We start from the raw sequence: 12,821 nt of genomic DNA on the forward strand, positions 1-12,821 counted from the left end.
GATGGCTTAACGTTTGTTTAGCAAAGCTAGCAGGTATTCTTTAAGCCTTGGATCCTGAATTAACTCAAATATCTCGTTAAGCTGTTCCTGATCATAAACAGAGCCCTGCTCCAGAATAGCCTGGATCAATACCTTGACAGCCATAATATCACGCATCTCCGTGCTCTCTGTGTTTTTAATTTCATCAAATAGCTCGTTGTGCTCCCCTCCCTCCAACCTTATTTTGAGCTGTATATCATGCTCCCAAAGTGGGTGATTGGGGCGATGAGCTAACCATATAACATCGAGCAGATCGGGCATGGCATTTTTCGCTTTAATAATTCTTTTGTTTATCTGACGACGAACCACTGAATCAAAGTTAAATTGATTGAGTAATGCAGCTTTTATTTCTGGCTGATACTCATTCACGAAAAATGCTTCAAGCCCTGTGCCTTGCCAAAAGGATTGGAGCTGCTCATTCACCTGAGTTTGGGTGTAACTCCATTCGTAAAAAGGAACCTTATTCATGGCAATGGCTTTGGTCAGGTTGATATCGCCTTTCACCAGAGTTAATGGTTGAGAAAAGTAAACCAGAGCATTGTAAGCATTATCATCAATAAGGCCAGGATCAATAACCGTTATTTTCTTGGCATCAGGGGCATCGGGATGACAATCGCCAAACCTGAAGTTTCTACCTTTAGAGGCAGAGTGCGTACAAGAGATAGCGAATCCTGTTATTGATCTGTGCTGAACATGGGTAAAACCCATCTCCATCAACATATCCTTTAAGTCCGTAAAGCCTGACCATTTAAAAGGAATAACAACTTTTATTTCACCGGGCTCTATTCTTCTGATAATGTCCAAATACTCTTTCAGGAAGGCCTTATCTTGGTAATAAGCAGTATAATACGACGTGTTCCGGATAGTTTCTGCCTGAGTATCTAACCCCTTAAGAGCATGCCCCGTAAGAGCACGCCCCAGCCACGGCTTATCTTTCAGTAATTGCTTTAAATCTTTATACAGGGCAGTTGACGTTTTATCCTCTGACATTTCGTAATCATCAACTTTCTCGATCAGTTCTGAGTTAAAGGGAAGCCCAAGGTGCAGTTCACCCAGACCAAACCTTGGAATAGCAGTAGAAGGCTCATTTTGCTTTTCGGTAATGGGGCAGTTTGGAAGGTTTAACTCCCCCTCCCCATACCGGGAGTCCGGATTATTGTTCGTGGTTTGGGAATTGCACAGGTTAAATACTCCAGACCTTTGGTGATAATTGCCTGATAATGATAAATATTGAGTAAGACTCTTATCCAAGTCTTTATCACTGGCATCAATATTAGAATACTGAGCAATTCCCAGCCAATTGAATGAACTGGGTACTTTCATTCCTGACCAGCTCGATAGACATAGCGTTAAGCTAGAAGTCTGCATCTGAAGCCAAGCCTCATCCTTAGGCCCTTCATCCTCAAAAAACCAATTAATTTTAAAATCTGAAGTGTCAGAAAAAGCACTGAATAATTTTTCTTGCTGAGACCGGGTAGTCTGTATAGCCAGTTCAACCGGAATGCCATCATAAGCTCCATTGTGACGAAGCTCTCTGTTGAGTTGCATTATATAGGCAAAGTCATCCGTCTCTTTTGCAATGGTTGCCAAAACCAGTTTCGGCTCGCCGGGATCATTAAGAATTGGACTATCATTCAGTGCAAGCATCCATTTGACGATGGAAGATTTAAGGTTTATCACCCGCCGACCCATTTCCACTTCTGCAGCGGAGGCGAATGAACCCGTAAAATTAAGGATAACAGTCAGCAGCATCATTGATACCGCAAGACCATTACGGGGTGCGAACACTTGTTTCAGAGAATTGATAAAAAAGATCAGGCTAAAGTGCCTGATAATGATCCTGCAACCCATAAAACCTTACTCCACTAAACTGCAATTTGACAACAGAGCCAGCACCGTCTTCGGTGATAGTAACTGTCGTTGTCTTGCTCCAAATAGCACAATGGTACCAATCAGAGCCTATGTTGTTTTATTTATCAAACAGACAACAGATAGTAGTCTATTTTCACTGGGTCATATCTATTTTTTTCGTGGTTGCAGTTGCCACTAACGTTTGTTTAGCAAAGCTAGCAGGTATTCTGGAAGCCTTGGATCCTGAACTAACCCAAATATCGCATTAAGCTGTTCCTGATCATAAGCAGAGCACTGCTCCAGAATAGCCTGGATCAATACCTTGACAGCCAAAACATCACGCATCTCCGGGCTCTCTGTGTTTTTGATTTCATCAAATAGCTCGTTGTGCTTCTCTCGAGCCAATTTTATTTTCATCGGTATATGATGTCCCCAGAGTGGGTGATTGGGGCGATGGGCCAACCATATAACATCGAGCAGGTCGGGCATGGCATTTTTCGCTTTAATAATTCTTTTGTTTATCTGACGACGAACCACTGAATCAAAGTTAAATTGATTGAGTAATGCTGCTTTTATTTCTGGCTGATACTCATTCACGAAAAATGCTTCAAGTCCTGTGCCTTGCCAGAAGGATTGGAGGTGCTCATTCACCTGAGTTTGGGTGTAAAGCCATTCATAAAAAGGAATCTTATTCATGGCAATGGCTTTGGTCAGGTTGATATCGCCTTTCACCAGGGTTAATGGTTGAGAAAAGTAAACCAGAGCATTGTAAGCATTATCATCATCAATAAGGCCAGGATCAATAACCATTATTTTCCTGGCATCAGGGGCATCGGGGTCACAGTCGCCCAACTTGAGGTTTCTATCTTTAGAGGCAGTGTGCGTACAATAGATGGATGATTTCATTATTGACCTGTACCGAACATAGGTAAAACCCAGCTCCACCAACATATCCTTTAAAACCGTAAAGCCTCCTGCCCATTTAAGAGGAATAACAACTTTTATTTCACCCGGCTCTATTCTTCTGATAATGTCCAAATACTCTTTCAAGAAGGCCTTATCTTGGTAATAAGCGGTATAATACGACGTGTTCAGGATAGTTTCTGCCTGAGTATCCAAATCACTATCCCCCTTAAGAGCATGCCCCGTAAGACCAAGTCCCAGCCAGGGTTTATCTTTCAATAATTGCTTTAAATCTTTATACAGGGCAGTTGACGTTTTGTCCTCTGACGTTTCGTAATGATCAACTTTCTCAATCAGTTCTGAGTTAAAGGGTAACCCAAGGTGCAGTTTACCCAGGCCAAACCTTGAAATGGCAGCAGAACATTTATTTTGCTTTTCGGTAATGGGGCAGTTTGGAAGGTTTAACTCCTCCTCCCCATACCGGGAGTCCGTATTATTGTTCGTGGTTTGGGAACTGAACAGACTACATACTCCAGACCTTTGGTGATAACGTTCTGATAATGATAAATATTGAGTAAAACTCTTATACAAGTCTTTATCACTGTCATCAACATTAGAATACTGAGCAATTGCCAGCCAATTGAGTGTACTGGGTAATTTCATTCCTGAACAGTTCGATAAACATAGCGTTAAGCTAGCAGGCTGTATCTGAAGCCAAGCCTCATCCTTAGGCCCTTCGTCCTCAAAAAACCAATTAATTTTAAGATCTGAAGTGTCAGAAAAAGCACTGTATAATTTTTCTTGCCCAGACCGGGTAGTCTGTATAGCCAGTTCAACCGGAATACCCTCATAAGCGCCATTGTGACGAAGCTCTCTGTTGAGTTCCATTAAATAGGCAAAGTCATCCGTATCTTTTGCTGTTGTTGCCAAAACCAGTTTCGGCTCGCCAGGTTCAGTAAGCATTGGACTATCATTTATTGCAAGCATCCATTTGACGATGGAAGATTTAAGGTTTATTACCCTTTCACCCATTTCGACTTCGGTAGCAAAAGTCAATGAAGCCATAACATTAAGAACAATGGTCAGCAGCAGGGTTTCTGTAAGACGATTATGGGACGTGACCATTTGTTTCAGATAATTAATAAAGATAATCGAACTGAATCGTCTTGTAATGACCGTATATTCCATCCAAACCTCTCCACTAAGCTGGGACCATATTGATGACAGAGCCAGCACCGTCTTTGGCGATGACTGACGTTTAATTCTTCCTGCTCAAGATTGTACAAATGCACCAATTAGAACATATGTTACTTTCATCTATGAAACAGACGATAGATAGTAGTCTATTTTCACTGGCTGACATCTACTTTTTTCAAGAACTTTTTTTGAAGAACTTTTTTTGAAGAACTTTTCTGAAGAGAGTTGCTGAAGAGAGTTGAAACTGGACAACCAAAAACAAAACATAAGTACCAAAAAAACCAAAAACAGACGCTTTCAACATAAGCTACTATTCACTCTCCAAAGCTCACTCGCCTACAGGGTTTAGTAAGGTGAAGTCAGCCAGTAGCGTTAAATACAGAAACTTTTAAAGAGGCTATAAGGATTGAAAGGTATGATTTTTACTGCGTTATCAAAATTGAACAAAATCAGCATTCATTTTATCATTTTATTAATAACCCTGACATCAGGGAGTGCTCTTGCAATCAACGAAAAACAAAAAGCTGTACTAAAACAACTCACCATTGAAGAGTATGAAAAACTTAATCAAGAACTTGAACAAAAAGCTTTATTCGATGAAGCTGAATCTTATATTAATGAAGCTATGTCAGATATGACTAGAACAAAAAGAAATAAATTTTTTGTAACCAAAAACAGGGAAATAGCTAAAATAATGGGTGTTAAGGCGGCTAATAACACGGCCAAGTTTGGAATACCTTACCGCTTGCACAGGACGTTTAATCTTGTTCAGGCAATGATTCGTCAAGCCGAAATAGCCGAAGCAGAGCCTATTGAGCCAATACCCATAATGATGGAGGAAGAGCAGGCAGCCGTTGATGAAGGTAATGAGGCAGTCAGTGCTGTTATAGGTTATGCAAACAGATGGTTATCGGAAAGAGCTGAGCAAATGTCGACAAACGATACACACTGGGTGAAGCTGATCTATGAAGACCGAGCTTTTCAGGGGTTTCAGGGACTAGGAACAAAAATTTTTAAGGCAGAAAAAAATAAAGACTTAAATTTCCAATCAATAGTTCCTTATTCCAATCAGGACCATCCACTGCACCTGCTACGCAATGATAAATTTCATTTAACCAATGTAAATATGATTCGGAAAGAAAATTTAGAAGATGGAGATAGAATAATTCTACAAAATAGAGTAAAAACTACATTCAGGTCACCCACGATAAACTCTGCATCAAAAGCCAGAGGTATTTATATTGCAGTTAATAAACTTCGAGAATTCCTTGACAGTAAATATCCAGACAAATTTAGTTTAAGTATCAATGAAGAAAATATGTTTCAGGTAACTCTGGACTTTGTAGCACCCTATGGATGGTGGAAAGATGCTTTTTTTAGAATAGAGTTTAATTTTGACAATATTGGTAACGAAGGACCAGAAATTGATGTTAAATATGCACCAAGGGTCGCCCACCTTTTCGGCAATAAACTTTGCCTGATGCAGACTTATAAAAACTCTGAAAGACACACTGGCACTTATCATCGATATTGGTATTCAAATTGTTCCAGACGTGTGCGGTATGGGTCCGACATCTTTTCTATAGAAGATCAGATTTTAAATGTTATCAATTTTATGACAAGTGATTTAGATATAAAATCAGAAGGTTTTATTTCATATTCTTCAAGGGGTGTGCGTGGAGTTTCCCCAGAGGACGCGATTGCACATGAAATAATTTACGCAAATACTCAGGCAAAAAAAGACAACCCGCTTATTTATGTAGAAACGGATCCTAACAAGATAAAAGAAAGTGTCTATGAAAGAATGAAAAAAGATGAAGAAGATCCGACTTTTGACTATTTAGTTATTGACAAAAAAATCGATAACCCAAAGAATCCGGAATCACTAAGGACTGATATTTTTATTCCTGTTGAAATGCATCGTGAAGCTGAGATTGTAGAATTCGATTATTCATTAATTAAAAATTTTCATGATCTGATATACGAAGCCAGAAGGAAGTCAGGATTTAAAATACCAGCAAGCATTGAACCTGTCGTTTATCATAAGAATGAAAAGCTGGATCAGTATACTTATGGGCAGGTTTTGCAAAATATATGGGCAGCGAAAGAAAAGAAAGGAAAAACAGAAAATAAACACAAGAAAAAGAATGACATCCTGACAATGATTATTAAAGTCCCTGGTTATGAAAAACGAGCATTTGAATTTGCTGTAGCTTATTCACATGAAGATTATTTTCCAGAAAATCCACGCCGTCTGGCACATAACGAAAACAAGGTACCAAAACCAAAACCCATAACATGGGAAATACATTTAGTTGAAAATAAAAGAATGGCAAAGGCTAATAATATGGTTCATCAATACAACTTTATTATGCCTGTAGAAACTCAAAATACAACAGAACGCTTTAGAAGCGGCACTCGGTATGGAGGTGAAGCCAATGTCTGGATACCCACTGTTAGAGATGATATGTCAGACGTTGAAAGAAAATTTGCATTGATGGCAATGCATGACTTATCAAGAACTTTTTTACAAATCCCCAGTGATCTAAAAAAAGCCGCCGCTTCAAATTTTGGCAATAATATTATTACCAAATCATTTTTCATGCCAAAGGAGGATGACTGGTTACCAACGCAGGGCTATTTAGAATTATTGTTGCAAAGAGTTCAGATGTCTCTTCTTATAAGTCGTGAGGAATATTCAATCACCGAAAAAAACAATGTTTTTTTTGAGCGCGTTATTAATGGAAATATTGACAAGAAGGTTATCAATGATTTGGCGTTTTTTGTTGGACAGCTGGCTCCAAGCCTGTACTATGCATCCAGAATGAATGGTTCAGATAAGACAGAAATTACTTACCGTATTGCTATAAACTATCTTATTGAAATATGTGTCAGGACTCTAACCTACAATGAATTTGATGCAAGCTCTGGAATCATCAAACAGCTTATAGAAAAACCGGAAAAATTCAGCCTGGAAGACATTTACACTGCCAACAAAAAAGGTATTGGTTTAGCTTTTAATGTATTACAAATTGCTGAGTTCCTTTTTACAAAAATAATTTTTAGTACTCTTGAATCAGAAACCTTAGAACTTGTTGTTTCTGAGCGTGAGGTAGCAAGCATTCAGCGCAGATTCAAGAGTATGCTCGAAATTGTTAATGGCAAGCACAATCTTATCCCATTATTTTTGAACCATTTATTGCCTGATGCCAAACATCACTCCAGCGACCTGAACTTCGAAAGCGAAGCGTTTTTAAATAAGTTCACGTTAACTGTTTTGGACAATTACGCAAGCCGAACAAAAAATAAAGAGGTAAAAGCCTCACTGCAAAACTTTCTGAAAAACACAGAAGCAAAATCAGGTATTTTCAACAAAGAAAGAACAGATGAATTAATCTCTGCATTCAGGGAAAACACCCCGAAACTTTTGGCTAATGTTCCCAATGAACAAGGTGGTTTCGAACAAACCTGTTACCATTGCAATAAACCTTATAAAACCGAAGGCTCCATAAGAGGGAAAGGCCGCACGAAAAACAGAACCACCAAAAAACCAAAAACAACGCAGGTGAAACCTTTTCACCCATCTTGCATGGTAAAGGATAAAGAAATCAGAAAAGGAGCACGAAAATTATATAAAAAAATGGAAGAGGGATACCCCAAAAAACAGCTGTATGGAGCCGACTATCAATACAACCCTGTCCCCGATGGTTTTGAGCTGATAAGGATTAATGGCGATGGTAACTGCATGTACTCGTCCATTGCAGAGATATTGAACCGGAATGAACCGTCAGGACAAGCAGACCCATGGAACCAGCAAAAAGTAAGACAGAGGATGGAAGATAATCTTCATCGGATTTATTCTGTCATTCAGAATCATCCTGACAATATAAACCTGCTGCAAGAACTTGAGCTGCTTTTGGGCATCGAAGCTGGCGTGATTTCAACGGTTCTCCATGAGAATATCATTACTGATTCAGCATCTTTCGCTCAGTCGGAGTTAGGCCGATTGCAACAATTTGGCGATGCCCAGCTCATGACCTTGCTGGTGCCGACACAGGGCGTCTGGTTCCCGGTGATTACACAAGGTCACAATGGCGCTATTCACGAGATTTATGACCTGAGGCGCTGGGTCAATTTTGCCCCTAACCTTTTGGCTATTCTGTTACAAAACAAAAATTATACCTTTCCTGATCTCACTGAAGATCACAGGAAAACACTTTTACTGTTGTTGTTAATCCAGAACTTCGATCAGGCTGCGCTCTTCGTCTCCGAAATTCTGATAGATCCTCATCAGTCTTCAGCTTATCTTATTCACTACCCCAGTTCTGTGGCGCTTCTGGAACACTTTGATGCAGCAGTAAGTAGTGAAGCAACTCAGAGTATGGAGGTTGATCCGCCACAAACCGCCCAGCTTGATGCGGCTTTTCATGATCCTTCTCATGATCCTTCAAATGATGAAAGTAATAAGAGAATCAAGCTTGATCCCGATTCTTCGGTTTCAAACAATGAGACTGACCGTGAGACACAGGACAGCAACCCCTTATGGATAATGATTCAAGCGGTAGAACTCCTTACCACGCCAGGCACACCCACCCATAGCCAGTAAGCTATCACCGGTACCTGCCATCGGACGGCAGGTATTTTTAAAATAAGCTACTATTCATTCGATTCATTCGACTCTGGGTTCAGCCAGTAAGGCGTACTCGGCTATTGTCGTTCAATGCAAAAAATTTTAAGCACGATATTGTAAGGATTGCCAAGTATGATTTTTAGCGCATTAGCAATCGGTATTCATTTTATCGTTTTATGGATAACACTGATATCGGGAAGTGCTCTTGCACTCGACGAAACACAAAAAAACATGCTAAAACAACTCACCCTTCAAGAATATGAAAAACTTGATAGCGAACTTAAAGAAAAAGATTTATACAAGGAAACTGAATCTTATATTAATAGAGCTATGTCAGCCATTAATATAAGAGAAAGAACAATTTTTTTCAAAACCCAAAACAGAGAAATAGCTAAGCAAATGGGTATTAAATCTACTGATAACACTGCCAAATTTGCAATACCCTCCAACCTGCTAAGGACGTTTAACCTTGTTCAGGCAATGATTCGTTATGATGATGGTAAAATAAAAAATAGCGCAGCCAGTGCTGTTACTGATTATGTCGAAAGATTGTTATCAGAACAAAGAGCTGAGCAAGAGCCCGCAAAGAATACAGCTTTTATAGAGATACTCTATGAAAGTCGGCTTCATAAACGAGTAATAACATCCCCTATAGCGATATTAAAAAACACACAATGGATTTTTCTAGATCAAACTCTAGATGACAGTATCGACCATAGAAAAATGCATCTGCTACGTAATGGAAAAATTGTTTTTACCAATGTCAATATAATTCGGAAAGTACATTTAAAGGATGGAGATAAGATAGTGTCAACCGATAACTCTTCAAACGATCTGGAACTATCACCCATAAAAAACCCTGCATCCAAAGCCAGGGAGATTTATATTGCGGTTAATCGACTTCAAGCCTTTCTTGATAAAAAGTACCCGGAAAAATTCAGATTCATAATCAATAATAAAAATATGTTTAAGCTATCTCTTTACTTTATCGCACCCAATGGTTGGTGGAAAGATGCATATTTTAGTTTAGTGTTTGATTTTGGAAGCTCAGACAAGAAAGAACCGTATTTTTACCTTAGCCATGCACCAGATACAGTCTCTTTTAATACCGATGAAGACACCCTGAAGGATCACTATCAAGGGTATAAAAAATTCATCTTCGATTTACACAATGTGTGGCCAGACAACTTTTTTGTAGAACAACAAATTTTGAATATCATCAATTTTATATCATATGAAATCAATATAATAAAAAATAATTTTTTTTCGCGTAGTTTTAATGGAAACTCACCTCAGGATAATCTTATAAAAGAAATAATAGACTCAAATATTCTTGCACAAAGAGTTCCCCCCCCTATTCCTATAGAAACGGATCGTAAAACAATAGAAAATAATGTGCATAAAATAATAAAAGATGAAGAAGGTCTATTCTTTGATTACTTGGTCACTAACGAGTTGCAATCTGAATCAATAAGCACTGCTATTTTTCAGCCTGTTAGAATGTATAATGAAGCTGAGATTGTAGAGTTTGACTATACCTCGATTAAAAACTTTTATGATCTAATCTACGAAGCTAGGAGGAAGTCGGGATTTATAATACCAAAATACAAAGCGCCCATCGTTTATTATAAGAATAAAAATATTGATAGACATAAAGTTCTAGAAGCTTTGCATGACATAAAGAAAGGGAATAAAAAAAGTAAGAAAAAGCATAATATCATGGCGATGATTGTTAGGGTTCCTGGTTATGAAAGGTCAGCGTTTGAATTGGCTAAGCGCAGTTCAACTGAATCTTATATTCCAGAAAATTCGCCCAAATTTACGTATAACAAGAGAACTAACACAATAGTTTTAAGTCGCGAAAACGAAGTACCAAAACTCATAAAATGGGAAATACATTTATTTGAAAATAAGAAACTGGCAAAAGCTAATAATATGCTTAATCGATATAAAATTCTTTTGCCTTCAAATACACTAAAGACCACAGAACGATATAGAGGAGGACCTAAACGTGAAAATAACGGCAATGTCTGGATACCCACTGTCATAGATGATATGTCGGAAGTTCAAAAAAGATTCGCTTTGATGTCAATGTATGACTTATCAAGAAAGAGATTCAGAATTCCAAATAACCTCAAAAAAGACTCCGTTTTAAATCTGGGCAATGACATTATTACTAAGGCACTACTAACACCGCAGGACGATAAATGGTTGCTAAGTCAGCCCCATTTGGAGCTTTTGTTGCAAAGGGTTAAGATGTCTCTCCTTATAAACCATAAGGATTACTCAACGACTAAACAATACAATACTTTTTTTGAAAGTGTCATTAATGGAACTGTTGACGAACATGTCATCGAGGATTTGGAACTTTTTCTTCCACACTTAACTCCAGGCCTGTCACACTTACCCAGAATGGATAGCAAAAATAAGACAGCAATTATTTACCGCATTATTTTAAACTACCTTATTGAATTCTGTATCAGGACTCTGATCTATAACGAATTGGATACAAGCTCTGAAATAACCCAACAACTTATAGAAAAACCGGAGGAATTTAGCCTGAAGGACATCTATGCTTACGACCAACAAGGTTTTTCTGTAGCTTTTGATGTATTGAAAATTATTGATTTCCTTTTCACAAAAACACTTTTTAACCCTTTACATAATAACCCTTTACATAAAAAACCTTTCGATCTTGCATTTGATAATAATGAGATAAAAGGGTTTCTACTTGATATCGACAATATGCATGAGGCCGTTGATCATGAAGAAAATCCTATCCCACTGTTTTTGAATCTTTTGTTGCCCGCTGCTAAATATTACTTCAGCGATCTGGACTTCGAAACCAAAGAGTTTTTAAATAGTTTCACTTTACGTATTTTGCAAAATTACGGAAGCCGCACAAAAAATAAAGACGTAAAAGCTTCACTGCTAGCTTTTCTGAAAAACACAGAACAAAAATCGGATTTTTTCAGCAAAGAAAAAGCGGATAAATTAATCTCCGCATTCAGGGAAAATATTCCAGAGTTTCTGGTTAATGTGCCGAATGGAAAAGGTGGTTTCAGACAAACCTGTTACCATTGTGATGGTGTTTATGAGACTGAAAAAGCCATAGGAGGAACAGGAGGTTCAGAAACGCGAGTAAAGCCTTTTCATAAAGGTTGCATGAAAGAAGACAAATACATCAGGGAACAAGCAGGGCAATTATTCAAGGAGATGGAAAAGGGATACCCCAAAAAACAGTTTTTTAAACCCGATAATGCCTTTAACCCTGTCCCCGATGGGTTTGAGCTGATAAGAATTAATGGCGATGGTAACTGTATGTACTCATCCATTGCAGAGATATTCAACCAGAATTCAGCGCTAGAAGGAATATGGAGCCAGCAAAGAGTAAGGCAGATAATGCATTATACCCTTAACCAGATTTATTCCAGGATTCAGCATCATCCTGACAAGAAAAAACTGATGCAAGAGCTTGAGCTACTATCGGGGATCCGTGCTGACTTGATTCAAGCGGTTCTCGATCACTATATCATTATCAATTCAGCCTCTACCGGTCAGTCGGAGTTAGGCCGACTGCAACAATTTGGCGATGCCCAGCTGATGACCTTGCTGGTGCCGACACAGGGTGTCTGGTTCCCGGTCATTACCCAGGGTGACTACGGGTCTTATCATGAGATTTATGACCTGCGACGCTGGGTCAAACTGGCTCCTAACCTTTTGGCTATGCTGTTACGAAACGAGGATTATCGATTCCCTGATCTCACTGAAAATCAAAGGAAAACACTTTTGCAGTTGTTGTTAGAGCAAAATTTCGCTCAAGCTGAGGTCTTTGTCTCTCAAATTCTGGCAGCCCCCCATGACTCTTCAGCTTATCTTATCCACTACCCCAGTTCGGTGGCTCTTCTGGAACATTTTGATGCAGCCGTAAGTCTTGAAGCACCTCAGAATATGGAGGTTTACCCGCCACAAACCGTCCAGCTTGATGCGGCTTTTCATGATCCTTCTAATGATGAAAGTAATAAGAGAATAAATCTTGATCCCGATTCTTCGATTTCAAACAATGAGACTGACCGTGAGACTTTGCAGGACAACAATCCCTTATGGTTAATGATGCAAGCGGTAGAACTTCTTACCACACCAGACACACCTACCCATAGCCTTTAAGCTAAAGCCGATACCTGCCATTGGAAGGCAGGTA

Annotated in this window: 4 protein-coding genes; 2 read left to right on the forward strand and 2 right to left on the reverse strand. The window is 38.9% G+C overall.

The features are described 5' to 3' along the window. Nucleotides 1–6 precede the first annotated feature (6 nt). Together K7B67_RS03900 and K7B67_RS03905 are read right to left on the reverse strand one after the other, a co-directional pair. Complete coding sequence (locus K7B67_RS03900; RefSeq protein ID WP_252179069.1) at nucleotides 7–1,890, reverse strand: hypothetical protein; 1,884 nt, start codon at nucleotides 1,888–1,890, stop codon at nucleotides 7–9. A gap of 195 nt (nucleotides 1,891–2,085) precedes the next feature. After that, nucleotides 2,086–3,981, reverse strand: coding sequence for a hypothetical protein (locus tag K7B67_RS03905; protein WP_252179070.1), 1,896 nt, complete (start codon nucleotides 3,979–3,981; stop codon nucleotides 2,086–2,088). 415 nt (nucleotides 3,982–4,396) lie between these two features. On the opposite strand from K7B67_RS03905, the gene K7B67_RS03910 reads away from it, so the two are divergent. Further along, the gene (locus K7B67_RS03910; RefSeq protein ID WP_252179071.1) at nucleotides 4,397–8,596 is read left to right on the forward strand and encodes a hypothetical protein; all 4,200 of its coding nucleotides are present in this window, start codon (nucleotides 4,397–4,399) and stop codon (nucleotides 8,594–8,596) included. 156 nt (nucleotides 8,597–8,752) lie between these two features. After that, nucleotides 8,753–12,787, forward strand: a complete 4,035-nt coding sequence (locus tag K7B67_RS03915) for a hypothetical protein (protein ID WP_252179072.1) — start codon at nucleotides 8,753–8,755, stop codon at nucleotides 12,785–12,787. The last annotated feature ends 34 nt before the right edge of the window (nucleotides 12,788–12,821 follow it).

This window comes from Endozoicomonas sp. 4G (assembly GCF_023822025.1).
In the GTDB taxonomy this organism is placed as follows: domain Bacteria; phylum Pseudomonadota; class Gammaproteobacteria; order Pseudomonadales; family Endozoicomonadaceae; genus Endozoicomonas_A.